This is a genomic window from Peribacillus simplex, assembly GCF_030123325.1.
In the GTDB taxonomy this organism is placed as follows: Bacteria; Bacillota; Bacilli; order Bacillales; family DSM-1321; genus Peribacillus; species Peribacillus simplex_D.
The window spans coordinates 326,891-343,141 of sequence record NZ_CP126106.1 but is presented as its reverse complement, the minus strand read 5'-3'; the positions used below and the strand labels follow the sequence as shown (position 1 = coordinate 343,141).

Below are 16,251 nucleotides of genomic sequence, written 5' to 3'. Positions count from 1 at the left end.
GATGATGAAAGAGTGGATATCAAGGATTGGTAAAAAAGAAAAAGGTACCGATAAAGACAAACAAGAAGCAACTACCTCCCAAGATGCAACGTGTCAGTTTACGGATAATTTTAATTTTAACCTTGAATGTGTTAAGCAAGAAATTGGCCATAATTGGGATGTGCATTTTCGGGAATTTAATCTAGGGCGTACCGGTATACGGTCAGTTATCATTTTTGCGGATGGACTATCGGATAAAGATCTCATTGATAAGCATATTATGCCTTCGTTGATGGTTGATTTTTCAGCAGAATATAACCAGGACCTTCCCTACCTCAAAGGAAGCATTTCAAAAGAATTTATAAAAAATGAAGTGTTATCCATTAGTGAAATTGAAGCAGTTCGTTCCATTAAAGATTTAGCATCTAAAGTACTCAAAGGTTCTACCGCTCTTTTAATTGATGGATCAATGGATGCGCTGATCCTTGGAACTACAAAACTTAAAACAAGGACGATCGAAGAGCCTGTCTCAGAGGCATTAGTCAGAGGCCCACGGGTCGGTTTCACTGAATCATTGAGTGATAATACCTCTTTTTTAAGGGGCAGTGGTGAAATCGAGAATTTATCCTTAGTGAAATTCCAGGTAGGAAAGCGTTCAAAAAAAGACTTGGTCGTCGCTTACATAAAAGATATTGTGGATCCCGAATTAGTTCAAGAGGTGGAAAACCGAATTAAGAAAATTGATCTTGATAGTGTGCCGGAATCAGGTTATGTAGAGCAACTTATTGAAGATAATTACCTTAGTCCTTTTCCACAGGTACAAAATACAGAACGTCCTGATCGCGTAATCGCTGCTTTGATGGAAGGTCGGGTAGCCATCTTATTAGATGGGACACCATTCGCTTTGATTGTTCCGGTTACCTTAAGCATGATGTTACAATCACCGGAAGATTATTATGAAAGGTGGATTCCTGGCACATTCATACGTATGCTTCGTTACCTCGCAGCTATTCTGGCACTTTTTACACCGTCTTTGTATATAGCCTTTATCTCCTTTCATTCAGGGCTGATTCCGACCAAACTGGCCATCTCCATTATCGGAACCAGGTCCGGGGTACCGTTTCCGGCACTTATCGAAGCATTATTCATGGAAATATCCATCGAAATTTTGCGGGAAGCAGGACTGCGATTGCCTAAGCCGATCGGTCCCGCAATGGGAATTGTCGGCGGTTTAATCATAGGGGAAGCTGCTGTACAGGCAGGGATCATTAGCCCTGTTTTGGTCATTGTAGTAGCGTTAACCGCTATTTCATCATTCTCCATTCCGCAATATAGTGCTGGGTTTACATTACGGATTCTTCGTTTTCCCGCCATGCTGTGTGCTGCCACATTTGGATTGTACGGGGTCATTCTCTTTTTTCTTTTAATGAGCAGCCATTTAGTGAAATTAAAAAGCTTTGGCGTGCCTTATTTGAGTCCAGCCGTTCCTTATCGCTTAGGTGAGTGGAAAGACCTGATGGTTCGCATGCCACTTATGATGATGAAACGCCGTCCAAAGATGATGCATACAAAAAACCCCATGCGTAAAGGATAACCTATCGGTGAAAGGGTGGTTAAAGAATGATTCTCAGTCCGAAAGACAAAATTACAACTCCTCAAGCAGCTGTCATTGTCATCAACTTTATACTCGGTACCGGATTACTCACCCTACCCAGATCATCTACGGAGAAGGTACATACACCAGATGTATGGATAAGCGTTATTATAGGCGGAGTTATCGCGTTAATCACTGGGGTGATCATGGTCAAGTTAAGCCAACAGTTTCCCGACAAAACCTTTTATCAATACATTAATGATATTGTTGGAAAATGGGCGGGTGGGGTAATCAGTTTAGTTATAATCTGTTATTTCCTTACGACTTCCGGGTTTCAGATCCGTTCGATGGCGGAGGTTATAAGGTTTTTACTTCTTGAAGGTACCCCTACCTGGGCAATCATTATGTTGTTTATGTGGGTGGGTCTCTATCTGATCATCGGCGGCATTAACCCGATTGCCCGCCTTTTTGAAATTATATTACCTTTGACAGTTATCCTTTTTTTAGTTGTTACCTTTATGAGCTTTAAAATATTTGAAATCGATAATCTGCGTCCGGTATTAGGAGAAGGAATTATACCTGTACTTAAAGGAGTAAAAACAACGTCTCTCGCTTTTACAGGGGCTGAAATCATGTTACTGCTTCTTCCGTTTATGAATCAGCCAAAAAAAGCGGTAAAAGCGGTTCTTGTCGGGGTTTCCATTCCATTGATTTTTTACGTGATAACGGTCGTATTGGTTATCGGGGCATTATCTATTGATGGAGTGGTCACGAGAACATGGCCGACACTTGATCTTATTCGAAGTTTTGAAGTCGCCGGTTTAATCTTTGAACGGTTTGAATCTTTATTGCTCGTGGTATGGATCATGCAAATTTTCTCCACATTCACGATAACATTTTATGCAGCTGCTTTAGGGCTGGCTCAACTTTCCAAGAAGAGCATTCACCCATTTATGTTTGGGCTGCTTCCAATTCTCTACATCATTGCCATGGTTCCGAAGAATATCAATGACCTCTTTAAACTTGGAGATCTTGTCGGCAATGTCGCACTGTTCTTATTTGGTTTACTTCCGCTTCTCCTGCTTATTATCTCAAGAGTAAAGGGAGGAAAATATGAAACAAACACATAAAAATATTCGGCCTCTCTTCGTTTCCCTCTCCGTTCTTTTGCTCTTATTTCTTACAGGATGTTGGAGCAGTCATGAAATTGAAGAACAAAGTTTAGGAATAGGTATGGCATTTGATAAAGGAAGGAAGACCTTCATTGAGAAAGAGTTAAATGAACAAGGGGAAGGATATTTGAGAAAAGACCTGATTACTTCAACCTATCAACTTATCACTCCACAAGTAGCAAGTTCAACAACGAAACAAGCCGGACCACAACAAAAAGCTTATTTGAATGTTTCTCAAACGGGAGATTCCATCCTTCAGATGACTCGTGAATTAGCATTGAGAAACGAACAACCTTTAACCGCTAACCATATGAAAGTGATTGTTATCAGTGAAAGTCTTGCAAAATCACATGGTTTGGAACAATTACTTGATCTTAATTTTCGTGATAATGATTTTAGACCAAGCTGTCTTTTGCTCATCAGTAAAGGAAGAGCAAGCAACACACTGGAAACAAAGACAGCAGGAGAGATTCCAGCATTTCGCCTGGTTGGCATTGTGGAAAATGCCTATCGAACAACGAGGATTTTGCCTCCTATGTCGCTAATTAAAATAGAAAGTAAGATCAAATCAGAATCTAGTTTTCTGTTGCAAAATGTACTATCAGTGAATGGGCAAGTCAAATTTGCTGGTGCTGCAGTGATCGATGGTAAGACACACAAAATGACTGGTTTTTTAAATGAGGAAGAACTGGAGGGCGTAACATGGATAACAGGTAAGGGAAAAGGCGGTGTAGTGAAAAGCTTTGATGAAGAGACAGGTCAGCTGATTGTGTATGAGATAGAGTCCATGAAAAGCAGGATCATACCACGAGTTAAAGGAGACAACATCTCTTTTGAAGTAAACATTGAATCTGTGGGAAGACTGTCTGAAAACTGGGTAGTTCCAGGAAATGCTTTTAAAAATGAATTCCTAAAAAAAGCTGAAAAATTAGCTGAAAAAGAAGTGAATCGCTTGGTGAGAAATGTAGTGGAAAAAATGCAAAGAGAATACCAAGTGGACGTTGCCGGCTTCGGAAATCGATTGAGAATCGAGAACCCCAAAGTTTGGAAGAAGGTCAAAAAGGATTGGGACCAAACATTCAGTGAAACCCCGATCAACTACAATATACAATTAACGATTAACGATTATGGAACATCAGGAGGATTAAGGAAGTGAACCCTCAGGATAAACACATATGAGCTTCTAGCATTAAATGTTGAAAATGAAAACTTTTTCTTAGGAATACAAATACGACGAGCATGAAAAGGCCTCACACAGTAAACTGTGGAGGCCTTTACCCTTAAATTGAGTTGTTTTCCACTCATACATAAAACCTTAACCGAAGCACCAAGTGAGACTTATTCCATTTATACCACACAAATGCCCATACAATTGAATTATCTGTTGTGTGTTCACGAAAATATTTTCCGTCTACATTTCTTCCTGAATTTCTCAAGCGATAAATTAGCTTAATTCTACTTTAGTAATTTCAGATAAATATACCCCATTTAAAATCGAGTCTTCGTCTGCAACAACATATTCAATAACAGTCGGGCTTATGGTTCGAATATAAACAAAAGCTGAATCATCTACATGCCCAATTCGAAGCTTTTTCCTCTGTGCCTGCTTAATATCAAGCTGGTTGGTACTAGCTTCCGGCAGGCTTGTGTAATAAATTTCAAAATCTTCTTCTGACGCATCAATGAAAAGATGCCATTTGCTATACTCTTCTTCTTGATCAATCACTGTTTTTAATTTCCCTTTTCTCCCGATGCCAAGAAAATACTTGAACTTTGATTCACCGTTGATCATATCACGGTCAATAACTTTTATACTTCCGCCTTTTCTGCTTTGTACAAGCCCAAAGGCAACGCCTGTTTTTCCTGTAGGGGCTGTTAAAATATCTCGGTTAACCACTCTGTTTCTCTCTTCTTGCTTTAAATAAGCGCCTTCCGTCCCCAGTGGTGGAAGAATCTCAAAAAGATTATCAGACACTTCTCCCCAATTTTGAGTGTTCTGCACTTCCCTTTCAATCCATTTATTAAATAGATTCATAACGACCGGGGATTTACTTGAATTACCCGCAAGCAGTATATTTACTTTATTAATTTTACTAGGTTCTGATCGGGCAAAAGCACGCCTTAATGACTCAAAGAAATTTTTAATGCCTTTTTCAATTCTTTCCTCAATCAGTTGTTCCATTTCATCTTGATCGATCAAAAGTTCCACATTTAGTTTTGCGTGTCCGGCTTTGTCAAACAAGTCTGCCCGAATCATGCCTTTTCCAAACTGTTCTTCATACCGTTCATGCCTTTCCCAAAGCGGCCTTAATTTTTCTACCAATTGTTTCGTATTTAAATAGGATTCTTGCGACTCATTAATCAGCGTTTCACTTCCTGGAAATTTGACACATTCTGCTGGGAGAGTAAAAGGAATATTTAGCTCACGCATTGTTCTTTGGTTGTTTTTAAACACTTGGAACGCCAAAAGCTCTAGCATGTTCTCTCCACCTAAATAACGGTCCCCGCCCGCTGCAAAATGCTCGATGACATAATCATATCTGCTTTCTTTCAAGCCCGCTTCACGCCAAATACCAAAATCAAAATCTGTCGTTCCTCCGCCAAAATCAAACACACCATAGTACGTCTTTTCATCATCTTCCGGTTCAAACCCGTATTCCTGTAACGCACAAACGGCATAGGCAGCAGGTTCGCTCGCCCCAGCGGTGACACGAAACTTTTTCATTAATTCTTCATCTTGCTGAATCGGCATAGGAAGCGTCTTTTTTAACCCACACTCAAAACACTTTAGAATTTTTTCTCTTACCTCTTTTTCATACGTCACTGGAAAAGACAAGGTGTAGTCCAGGTATATCCCATTGTTCTGGTTATTGATATACAAACCGAGATAGTAAGCGTATAACTCAATTGGGTTGATTTCCTGGTCGGCTAAGTCCAGAAAGGAACGCAGTACAACGGCATATCCCCTCTTGTCTTTTAATCGGAGCTCGTTTCTCTTTTCTCCAGCCCACTGCTTTAGATTATTCAATATGGAATAATAATGGTCACTCTTTCCATTCATCAAATTGTTAAGAGCATTGTGGGAAACCGTCACATCCTGCCACCTTGTATCTGGCCTTCCTTCCTTTTCTTGATAAAGCTCCAGGAAATGTTCTAAATCAATAAATTCAATCACGGTTGGATTTTCATAATGCCAATCTTGTACTTCCGTGTTAAGGTAGCCAACCCCAATACGCATGGGAAGAGTAAAATCACTTTCCTCTTGATGAACGACCACTGTACTTTTGGTTCCAAAATCAATGCCAACTATGCCGTCCTCCCTAATATCCATTTTGGGGTTTCTGGCCATTATTTCTTCATTCAGTTTTATCGTTAAAGGTTTTTCATCAGAGAGGACAGGCCATAAATCCCAATGTCCTCGGTTTGGATCTGTTAGCATCTTTTCATCATATGTATCAATATCAGCTCTTACTTTTTCAGAGTTTAAAAGCTTCTCATAAAACGTCTTGGAATCGATAGCTATTGATGGCAATTCTTTTAGAAAACTTTCATGATCTAAACCCTTTAATTGATACAATGCCAGCAAATAATCATACTCCTTCTGGCGTTCTGCACTTAATCCACTTGGTACTAAACGGTTTTCCAGCCAGAGATGGAGAGCCACTTGATCATTGATTCCAAAGGCATTTTCCCCATTTAAACGGAAAACGGGAACGAAAAATCCTTTGCCCAGCAAATTGTTTTTTTGATTTACAACATCGAAACTTTGAATGTCGTACCCGTTGAATTTAAACGCTATTGATTTAGAAGAGTTAGCCGTCTGATTGGCAAATATCCTTGAAATGGAAGGATTTTTACTCGTGGAGTAATCCTCTAAAGCTATTATTTTCTTATATATAGGGTGATCGGTTGTATTGAAACTTTTGGCAGCTTCTTCTCGTGTCATGGCATCACCTTTAAAACCGGAAACGTCCAGATGCTCTTTGTAGTCAAAATCTTCGTCCATTAATTCATAGTATTTTCTATAAGGAAATAAAGCTGCAATGTTGTGATCATATATAACATTCCCGTTATTCATGTAAACCCATCTGGAACGGAGCATTTTTTTAATATCTTGAAAGAAGCTCGCTTCATCTTTAAAAAAGGTTTCTTCTGCACTCTGATATAAATGGCTGATTAAAGATCTCACTTCTTTATAAGTCATTGAAATGGTTGAGACCGGAACGGTTTGGGACTCAGGTGAGAATAGAACCTGCTCTTCGTTCTTATTCATTAAGTATATAGAACTGTCTATGTTATTTTTTTCAGCTAAACTTGTAACGTTCTCAAGGGGCTCTTCATCTTCTATCATTTCTTGCTTTTCAACTTCTATTATTAATTCTTCTGAAAGAGCTTCACCAGAATCCAGATAACATATCAGATCACCAATCTTGACTATAGTGTCCTCCGCTACATTCAATTCTTTAAGGGTACCTTCTTTTTCTGAAAAAAGGTCAAATTCGATGCCCTCACAGCTGAATTTGGCTAAGCTTTCGCCCACCGTAATATAATCGCCCGGCTGTTTATACCATTGCATAAGAAGGATTTTTTCAATGCCTTCTTCAATCTCTGGGATAATAATCGATGTCATTGTTATTTCTCCTTTATTTTCATTCTCTTTTTCGCCTGCTAAATTCTCACAACGGATTTTTTAATGGTTTTACCATTAATGCTCATATACCCTGGCAGCAGGATGTCCGTAATGTTCCCGGATATTTTGCTATTGAGGGCTCTTATGTACAAGTCTTCTCTGAAGACCTCATTCATTTTCACTTCCTGTAAATTATATAAAGGAGTATCGTATGTTTTACTGTATTGTTGAAAGAAATACTGAAAAAGGGCAAGCAAAATAACTCTTTCCTGCTCCCTCCCTTCCATAATCTCGTTTTTTATAAAATCCCACAAAGATGAAATGTTTTCATATTGCACACCACAGACAATAAATTCCTGCACTGAACCGCCCTTGAAGATTCCTTTCAAGGAATTTTTAGTGGTTTCTGATAATTGTTGAACAGCTTCGAAAAGTTCTTCTGCTTCCCGGTAGTCTGCTCTTCTCTTTTGCAATTCATTAAAATAGGAGTCCATTTTCTCATTTAGTAGGTCAATCATTATTCGGTACTCACTAATTTCCTCTTTTTTCGACTCAATCTCTTGCTGGAGCTTTGCAATTTCTTTTTCTTTTTCTCTCAGCAGCTCTTTAGGTACCCCCATTTGACTAAACGAGCCCGATTCTGCTATTGTTTTTATCTTTTCAATGACCCTTTCGTCTTGAAGGGAAACCATTAATGCCTCAATAAAATCATCCTCTAGTTCTTTATTCATCTTTACATTCCTTTCAAAGTGTTAACCGACCATGAATACAACTTAAGCTTGCTCAGCTGTTTTTGTACAAATAGTCCACCTGCGCTTTCAGATAAAAATTTTCTTCTTCAATATTTACTGATTCGATATACCACGCTGGTCTTAAATGGCTCATTATTTTGGACTTTCTTTACCCAATTAGCTATTTGCACATCACTTTTTTGCAACTTTACGCTTTATTATTCTGTATATGCATGAAAGGTTTGCCCCTTTTTTCCCAAAGAAAAATCCCCTCCCAGATAGACTGTTAGGAGAATACAACCATAACTTATATTATAAGAAAGCAGGAGTGAGATTACTTTTTTTCATCAAAAATACGTATATAACGGATTAAAGATGTATTGATAATATGATGTTTACTTTCACTTTTTACAATAAAATACTCACAGAGTTCCATGCTTTTTAGGACTTCTTGTAAAACATCCTCTTTTTTACTGCTCATTCCTTTTTTTATTTTCTCCCACTTAACATCAGCGTCAAGAGTATAACAAACATAGAATTCCTTTAACAGGTTAATCTTCCCCTTAAATGCTTTAGTTTCTTAACTGTTTTTTTTGATAAAATTCTTATCCAATAAATAAAGAGCAATATTGTTAAAGCTAGAGACAAATTACGATAACTTTATTTAGATACCCATCTGTTGTATATAAGAACATTTTGTTTAATATCTAATCCAAATTCAAAATTTTCAGGATCAAATCATGTACATCCTATTTTATTTTTCCTCAATTCGATATACTACCTCATGAGTACCACTTAATAATATTCGGCATGATCATATTGTTTAAGTGGGTTGAAATAACTAGGCTTTAAACCTCCTGACAAATTACGTGAGGAATTACTTGCAGTTACATTGCTTTTAAATGTGACGGTACATTTCATTTCAGCCAGGCAGGCAGTTCTTTAATGTAGGAGTAGGATTGAAAAGAATCCAACAAAAGGCCACCCATCAATAAACTGTGGGAGACCTTCGACTTTAAAGATATTCATATGTTAGGTGAGCACTCATTTCTGAATCCCCGTTTCCCCCTATATTAAGGCATTTGAGCAAAATGCAATATTATTAAGAAAAGGAAGAACCCGAACAAAAAAAGCCCTTCTCTTTTGAGATGGACTATGAGCGATCGCTTAACTATTAAAAGGCTTGGCTTGATGCTAGTGGGTTCTTGATTGTTCGCATACATCGGAATAGGAACGACCATGTTTGTATGGAAGCTTAAACAAATTATCCATAACAGCAGTAACACAATCTTCGCAATAATAATTGACGAACTCCCTGCCTTGTTCAAAAATTGGTGTCATCGTATCCATGTCAGCCCATTTAAAACAGTAAATACACATTTGCCTCATGATCTATCACTCCTTTATTATTTGAAAATAATTAGTAATAATCAAAAGAAGAATATGAGCTACTAGTCGACATTATTCAGGAAACGATACTATTTCGTAAAGGACCCCTAACATAATGAAGGTAGCAGTGGGAATAAACTGCTATAAACCGATATCCTTTATATACCACTTATACTGAGTATTAAACCTCCCAAAAAACATTATCTTTTACACCAAGACTTTTTCTCTTTTAGTAGAAGTTCTCCCAGGTTTCAATTTTGTGTTTACTCCGTTTGCTGATTGGAAATAAGATAATAAATCTTTTAACTATAATCAGAGTGGGAGTGATATTTATGACAAGGCGTTCCAACAAAATCAAACATAAAGCAAAAACTACTTTGAATAAAGTAAAGACTAATATTAAGGAAACATTATTTAATATCGCAGACACTCCATCAACATCTGTACAACAATTAGCTGATTTCATACAACATCACCCTGATGCAAAAGTCACCAAGAAACAAATGCTTGGAATTTCCTATGCCTTCCATAGTTTAGAAACAGAAGGGTATAATTATTATTTAGAAACCAATAAATCTAAAATTTTGCAGTTGGATGGACATTATCAGGATAAAAAAATTGTATCTTATCGATCATATAGGGATTATCATCAATTAAATGCACCAATTAAAATGCCATAACTAAAATTTCCAGCCTCTTAATTAAAGCCTGCGGGATCTCCCCTGGACACGCTTTTCCCGCAGGAGTCCCGCACACCCCCTCCAATTTAAAAACCCCCTTTTGTTACATAATAAAAAGAGCTGCCAAAGCAACTCTCTTATTGAAGTAAAGTACTTGTCTTAAATTCATGAACGGTTATTGAAAAATGACTGTTTCTTTGTCACTTTCCATCACTGCCAGTTTGTGTGAAAGACTCCTGCCAAATCACGTCGTTCATAGGTATGTGCACCAAAATAATCACGTTGTGCCTGCAAAAGACTAGCATTTGAAATGCCTGTTCGATAACTATCGTAATAAGAAAGTGAAGCGCTTAAGCATGGGAACGAGATACCGGAGTTTATTCCCTCACAGACAACCTTTCGCAATCCTACCTGATAATCTGTAACCTTTTCGGCAAAATATGGTGAGATCAATAAATTCGCCAGATCCGGCTGCTTTTGATAGGCTTCGCTAATGACATTTAAAAATTCTGCACGAATGATGCAGCCACCGCGGAAAATCAGCGCAATATCTTTTAAAGGCAAATCCCATCCGTTAAGTTCAGAAGTCATTTTATATTGAGTGAAACCTTGCGCGTATGCACAAACTTTTCCCATATATAATGCTTGTCTAATATAGTCAATCCACTCATTTTTATCTAAATTTTGCTGATTGTTCTCAGGGCCTGTTAGAATATTTTCTGCATTAACCCGTTCTTCTTTTAAAGCAGAAATGTAACGAGCAAACAAAGACTCTGTAATAATCGATGCTGGGATTCCGTTATCAATTGCTTGCATGCTGGTCCATTTGCCTGTGCCTTTTTGTCCTGCTTTATCAAGGATCACATCGATCAAGGGTAAGCCCGTTACTTCATCTTTTTTCCTTAAGATTTCAGCAGTGATTTCGATTAAATAACTTTTCAGTTCACCTTGATTCCATGTTTCAAAGATGTCAGCAATTTCATTAACTTCCAAATGCAGCTTTTCTCTCAAAAACGTATAGGTTTCGGCAATTAATTGCATATCTGCATACTCAATCCCGTTATGTACCATTTTCACAAAATGACCTGCTCCTTTAGGACCGATGTAGGTACAGCAAGGGTCATCATTTACTTGTGCTGCGATTTTTGTCAGAATCGGAGCGACTTTTTCATAGGCCTCTTTATCTCCACCCGGCATGATTGAAGGTCCCTTTAGCGCCCCTACTTCCCCACCAGAAATACCGATTCCCAAATAACTGATTCCTTTGGATATCAATTCATCATATCTGCGTTCAGTGTCTTCGTAATGGGAGTTGCCGCCGTCCATGATAATATCGCCTGATTCAAGATGAGGAAGCAATGAATGGATAACCGAGTCGATCGGCTTACCCGCAGTTACCATTAGAAAAATCTTTCTTGGAGTTTCCAGAGACTGAACAAAGTCTTGAATTTCGTAATACGGATGGAGCAACTGACTGTCCAATTCAGCAACAAGCTGGTCCGTTAAATCTCGTGTGTAGTTATAGACAGCTACTTGTTCCCCTTTACTAGCCATATTTAAAGCGATATTACTGCCCATTACCCCTAAACCAATGACACCAATTGTATTGTACATATATTTCTGCTCCTTCTATGTTAAGAATAATAGGCAGTAAATCCCTGCCATAAGTGAGGGATTTACTGCCGGGAAAGGCTTATACAAATAAGCTCAGCAATAGAATGAATCCTAATCCAGCTACTGAAATGATCGTCTCAAGCAAGGTCCATGTTGCAAATGTTTCTTTCATGCTTAAACCAAAATATTCTTTAAACATCCAGAAACCAGCATCGTTAACGTGTGAAGCAATTAAACTTCCCGCTCCAGTAGCAAGCACAACTAGAGCAAGGTTAACGTCCGTTTGACCTAACATCGGAATTACTAAACCAGCTGTCGTTAAGGCAGCAACGGTAGCTGATCCTAAGGAAATACGCAGGATTGCCGCGATGATCCAGGCAAGCAAGATTGGTGATAATGATGTTCCTTTGAATAATTCAGCTACATAATCACCTACACCGCCGTCGATCAATACTTGCTTGAAGGCTCCTCCGCCCCCTATGATCAAAAGCATCATTCCGATATGCAAGATTGCTGATGTACAAGATTCCATAATATCTTTCATTGGAATCTTTCTTGCTAATCCCATTGAATAGACCGCAAATAACAAGGAAAGCAACATGGAAGTACCGGCTTCACCAATAAAACGGATAGCTGCTAGTAGACCATTATCTTCAAATCCCATTGTTTTTTGCATCAAAGTGATAATCGTAGCAATTGACATTAATATAACCGGAAGTAAAGCCGTAAATACACTGATTCCAAATCCAGGTGTTTCTTCAAGTTTAAAAGATTTTTGTTCTCCTAAAGAGGCAATGCTGCCTGTTTTCGTAAATGATTCAGGTACTAATCTTTTAGCTATCTTCGTAAATACTGGTCCAGCTAAAATAACGGTTGGAACCGCAATAATGAAACCGTAAAGTAAAACCTGACCAATGTCTGCACCATATTCACCAGCGATGACGGTTGGCCCTGGATGCGGCGGTAAGAAACCGTGCGTTACTGATAATGCCGCTACCATTGGAATACCAAGATACAATATCGAAACTTTCAATTCCCTTGAAATTGCAAATACGATTGGAATTAATAATACTAATCCCACTTCAAAAAACAATGCGACACCGATAATAAATGATGCTGCCACGACTGCCCATTGAATATTCTTTTCACCGAATTTTTTAACAAGGGTCATGGCAATGCGCTGCGCGCCGCCTGAATCTGCGATCAACTTACCCAACATCGCTCCAAGTCCAAAGATTAACGCTAAGTGACCAAGTGTTCCGCCTAATCCAGCTTCAATGGTTTTGACAATTCCATCAAGTGGCATCCCAAGTGCTAAAGCCACTCCAAACGATACAATGATCAAGGAAATAAAGGTGTTTAATTTTAAGCCCATTATTAAAATTAATAAAGCGACAATTCCTAAAGCGACAATAACTAATGGCATTGTAATTCCTCCATGTCTTTACTTTGTAGCATTTATTAAGTTTCTTTGATAATTCGCAATCTGTGTATATTCGTTTTCCAATACCCTTGATAGGTTAATAAAAATCGGCAGTAGTTGCCTATATTCTTTTACAGAATCATCCTTCGGTGTGTGCTTGTGGGTATTGCCTATCATTTCGGAAACCACTTCGAAGGAATCAATTTCCCCGGTTGCATATAACCCCAATATACAAGCACCCAGGCACGAACTTTCGTAGCTTTCTGGAACCACGACTTCCGATTCGAAAATATCGGACATCATTTGCCGCCAAACAGCCGACCTTGCGAAGCCTCCCGTAGCTTGAATTCGGGTAACGGGACCGTCCATACATTCAGTTAAGGCTAAAAATACTGTATATAAATTGTAAATGACCCCTTCTAGAGCCGCCCGAATCATATGTTCTTTCTTATGCGACAGTGTTAATCCGAAAAATGACCCCCGTACATCCGGATTCCATAATGGTGCACGTTCACCTGCAAGATATGGATGGAATAACAATCCATCAGCGCCTGGTCTTACACGTTCGGCAATCTTGGTCAAGACTTCATAAGCATCGATGCCAAGCCTTTTAGCTGTTTCTACCTCGGAAGAAGCAAATTCATCGCGAATCCAGCGAAGGACCATCCCGCCATTGTTTACCGGCCCGCCAATCACCCAATGCTTTTCCGTTAAGGCATAGCAAAAGATTCTTCCTTTTTCGTCTGTTTTCGGCTCGTCTATAATCGTCCGAATCGCACCGCTTGTCCCAATCGTGACAGCGATTTCACCTTTCCGGATCGCGTTTACACCTAGATTTGAAAGAACACCATCACTTGCCCCAATGACAAAGGGGGTCTGTGGATCAATCCCGATCTGTTTTGCTAAATCCGGGTCACAGTTGTTAAAGACCTTTGTTGTTGGTACGAGCTCAGATAATTGTCCACGCGTTATTCCGGCAATTCTCAAGGCTTCTTCATCCCAATCCAAATTTTTGAGATTCATCATGCCCATAGATGAAGCAAGGGAATAATCGACAACATATTGATCAAAGAACTTTTTAAAGATATATTCTTTAATCCCGATATACTTTTTAACATGGGTTGCGATCTCTGGATGATCATTCACGATCCAGGTGATTTTGGATAGTGGAGACATCGGGTGTATCGGTGTTCCGGTTCGTTTGTAAACTTCATGCCCATCCAATTCATCTTTTATTTTATGCGCCCAAGCTTCACTGCGATTATCTGCCCAAGTGATACAACGGGTCAGCGGCTGGTCATTTTCATCCATGGCTATAACACTATGCATCGCACTGCTAAATGAAATAAATGATATCTTTTTATCTGGATGCTGTTTCGTTATATTTGTAAAGGCTTTCAAAACGGCCTGAAAAATCTCTTCAGGGTCTTGTTCCGCTGTTGTCATATCCGGTGTGTAAAGAGGATAACCAATATTCTCCTGCTCGATGACATCGCCTTTTTTCGTGAATAATACAGCTTTTGTACTTGTTGTACCGATGTCTACACCTAACATATAGCTAGTCATTTTCTTGTTCGACTCCTTTTGAAAGCATCTGTTGGGCCATCCATAAGTCTTCAACTTTCTCTTGAACATCATCAAAGTTTTCATGTAGCGACTTAATCATGAGGTCCCGATCTTTTGTTCTGATTGCATCAATATAAAGTTGATGGTTATTTATGATCCGTGTAAAGTCTTCATACTTTTCTTTAAAACGACTGCGCATGGATAGAAGAATCAAACTTTCCATCACAGGTTTTAAATTATCCCAGATCATGAGGATATAGGAATGATCGATGGACCGAATAATCGTTTCGTGGAATAGGACATCCTGATAGGAAAACTCATCAGCATCTCGGTATTTTATGGAAATTTCCATCATTTCCAATATTTTACTGAGTTCCATCACTAATTCATTCGTTTCCATCCTTACTAGCCGTTCAAATACAAACGTTTCGATGAGAATACGCACATCATAAATTTCTGCATATTTTTTTTCTGTTAAACCAATGACAACCGCACCCATTCTTTCCAATCGGATGATATTTTCAGAGGCCAATATTTTTAACGCTTCACGAACTGGTGAGCGACTTACACCGAAATCGGCAGCTATTTTATTTTCAGATAGGATGGCACCGCTTTCAATCATCCCCGAAATAATACGCATTCTAAGCTCGGATGTTACACGATCACCTGCTGAAGCTTTTGAAAGCCACTTTACAGGATATAGAAACTCCTTTGATTCAGCCATAAATTCACCTTCCAATAGAGTTCAAGTACACTTGTATACAAGTATTTTATAATAATAATAATGAATAATGCAAGCATTTTGAATGCAACTAGATCTTGTTAATATAAGTAAAAAATGTTAGAAGGCTCTGGTGAAAAAATGAAACGGAAACACGGAATGGCATTATCCTGTTTAATTTAGGATCATCCAGCTACTCCGAACAACTTTTCTATTCTATCCGTTTACATGGAAAGAGGAGCATGTCCATATAAATAGGTTCCTGTCATGATTATTCTTTTATTCGACATCGAATTCGCCTCATTATTTATCAGATCATTGTATTTGATAATACCCATTATTTTTCTATCTCCTTCATTCCAGCAAAACCTGTTTCGTCCACCGGTAAAACCTTATCGGCTTAGCTTCTTCCTGCTCCGATAAGTTTATTTCCTTCTTAGGTTACTTCTAATTGCTGACCATCCAGCTTGGCCTCTTCACCTTTTGTATCGCAAAAAGAACGCCTTTCCCCTTTAAAATTTCCGGTAATGATGTAACGTCAGGAAAATGCGGATTTATAACGTTAAGGAAATTTCGATACTAAAAAGCCCAATTTCTCAGTATTAAAATTGAGAAATTGGGCTTTTTTCGTTACTCCATTAAAGGGATCTTTAACGGAACAATTCTATTCGTCATTCAACAGTTTCATAATCAACCTTCGTTGTAAACTGCTTATTGGTTTAACTTGAATGCCCTCTCAGCTCTTTAAACTC

Annotated in this window: 11 protein-coding genes; 4 read left to right on the top strand and 7 right to left on the bottom strand. The window is 38.5% G+C overall.

Going from position 1 to position 16,251, the window contains the following annotated elements:
• The first annotated feature begins 4 nt into the window (after positions 1–4).
• The 3 genes from QNH43_RS01765 to QNH43_RS01755 are packed head-to-tail and all read left to right on the top strand — an operon-like array spanning position 5 to position 3,901.
• Positions 5–1,573 carry a spore germination protein gene (locus tag QNH43_RS01765; RefSeq protein ID WP_434060181.1) on the top strand — a complete coding sequence of 523 codons (1,569 nt, stop codon included), beginning with the start codon at positions 5–7 and terminating at the stop codon, positions 1,571–1,573.
• A gap of 26 nt (positions 1,574–1,599) precedes the next feature.
• A complete protein-coding gene (locus QNH43_RS01760; protein ID WP_283916591.1) occupies positions 1,600–2,703 on the top strand; it encodes a spore germination protein in 1,104 nt (367 codons plus the stop codon).
• Positions 2,687–3,901: a Ger(x)C family spore germination protein gene (locus QNH43_RS01755; RefSeq protein ID WP_283916590.1), complete on the top strand. Its 1,215-nt coding sequence runs from the start codon at positions 2,687–2,689 to the stop codon at positions 3,899–3,901. Before QNH43_RS01760 ends, QNH43_RS01755 begins: the two co-directional genes overlap by 17 nt.
• Positions 3,902–4,189: 288 nt before the next feature.
• Here QNH43_RS01755 and QNH43_RS01750 read toward each other — a convergent pair whose 3' ends face one another.
• The 3 genes from QNH43_RS01750 to QNH43_RS01740 all read right to left on the bottom strand — a co-directional run bounded on the left by QNH43_RS01750 (position 4,190) and on the right by QNH43_RS01740 (position 9,495).
• Positions 4,190–7,375, bottom strand: coding sequence for a biotin/lipoyl-containing protein (locus tag QNH43_RS01750; RefSeq protein ID WP_283916589.1), 3,186 nt, complete (start codon positions 7,373–7,375; stop codon positions 4,190–4,192).
• Between the two features lie 38 nt (positions 7,376–7,413).
• Entirely contained in the window at positions 7,414–8,106 is a 693-nt protein-coding gene (locus tag QNH43_RS01745; protein WP_283916588.1) for a coiled-coil domain-containing protein, read from the bottom strand.
• A gap of 1,194 nt (positions 8,107–9,300) precedes the next feature.
• Positions 9,301–9,495, bottom strand: coding sequence for a hypothetical protein (locus QNH43_RS01740; RefSeq protein WP_283916587.1), 195 nt, complete (start codon positions 9,493–9,495; stop codon positions 9,301–9,303).
• Between the two features lie 332 nt (positions 9,496–9,827).
• Here QNH43_RS01740 and QNH43_RS01735 point away from each other — a divergent pair, with 332 nt between their 5' ends.
• Positions 9,828–10,175 (top strand): hypothetical protein, encoded by a 348-nt coding sequence (locus QNH43_RS01735; protein ID WP_283916586.1) that lies wholly within the window; start codon positions 9,828–9,830, stop codon positions 10,173–10,175.
• 210 nt (positions 10,176–10,385) lie between these two features.
• Here the strand turns inward: QNH43_RS01735 and gnd are convergent, their stop codons facing one another.
• From gnd to QNH43_RS01715, 4 genes are all read right to left on the bottom strand, one after another.
• Positions 10,386–11,789 (bottom strand): decarboxylating NADP(+)-dependent phosphogluconate dehydrogenase, encoded by a 1,404-nt coding sequence (gene gnd / locus QNH43_RS01730; RefSeq protein WP_283916585.1) that lies wholly within the window; start codon positions 11,787–11,789, stop codon positions 10,386–10,388.
• Between the two features lie 79 nt (positions 11,790–11,868).
• The gene (locus tag QNH43_RS01725; RefSeq protein WP_076372451.1) at positions 11,869–13,215 is read right to left on the bottom strand and encodes a GntP family permease; all 1,347 of its coding nucleotides are present in this window, start codon (positions 13,213–13,215) and stop codon (positions 11,869–11,871) included.
• 18 nt (positions 13,216–13,233) lie between these two features.
• Complete coding sequence (gntK, locus tag QNH43_RS01720; RefSeq protein WP_283916584.1) at positions 13,234–14,778, bottom strand: gluconokinase; 1,545 nt, start codon at positions 14,776–14,778, stop codon at positions 13,234–13,236.
• Positions 14,771–15,502, bottom strand: a complete 732-nt coding sequence (locus QNH43_RS01715) for a GntR family transcriptional regulator (RefSeq protein ID WP_283916583.1) — start codon at positions 15,500–15,502, stop codon at positions 14,771–14,773. The genes gntK and QNH43_RS01715 overlap by 8 nt, the downstream gene beginning before the upstream one ends.
• Between the last annotated feature and the right edge of the window lie 749 nt (positions 15,503–16,251).

Bases quoted from the DNA above. Each gene is read 5' to 3' on its own strand.
- QNH43_RS01760 (WP_283916591.1), top strand. From the start codon at position 1,600: ATGATTCTCAGTCCGAAAGACAAAATTACAACTCCTCAAGCAGCTGTC.
- QNH43_RS01725 (WP_076372451.1), bottom strand. From the start codon at position 13,215: ATGCCATTAGTTATTGTCGCTTTAGGAATTGTCGCTTTATTAATTTTA.
- QNH43_RS01745 (WP_283916588.1), bottom strand. From the start codon at position 8,106: ATGAATAAAGAACTAGAGGATGATTTTATTGAGGCATTAATGGTTTCC.
- QNH43_RS01765 (WP_434060181.1), top strand. From the start codon at position 5: ATGAAAGAGTGGATATCAAGGATTGGTAAAAAAGAAAAAGGTACCGAT.
- QNH43_RS01715 (WP_283916583.1), bottom strand. From the start codon at position 15,502: ATGGCTGAATCAAAGGAGTTTCTATATCCTGTAAAGTGGCTTTCAAAA.
- gnd (WP_283916585.1), bottom strand. From the start codon at position 11,789: ATGTACAATACAATTGGTGTCATTGGTTTAGGGGTAATGGGCAGTAAT.
- gntK (WP_283916584.1), bottom strand. From the start codon at position 14,778: ATGACTAGCTATATGTTAGGTGTAGACATCGGTACAACAAGTACAAAA.
- QNH43_RS01740 (WP_283916587.1), bottom strand. From the start codon at position 9,495: ATGAGGCAAATGTGTATTTACTGTTTTAAATGGGCTGACATGGATACG.
- QNH43_RS01755 (WP_283916590.1), top strand. From the start codon at position 2,687: ATGAAACAAACACATAAAAATATTCGGCCTCTCTTCGTTTCCCTCTCC.
- QNH43_RS01735 (WP_283916586.1), top strand. From the start codon at position 9,828: ATGACAAGGCGTTCCAACAAAATCAAACATAAAGCAAAAACTACTTTG.
- QNH43_RS01750 (WP_283916589.1), bottom strand. From the start codon at position 7,375: ATGACATCGATTATTATCCCAGAGATTGAAGAAGGCATTGAAAAAATC.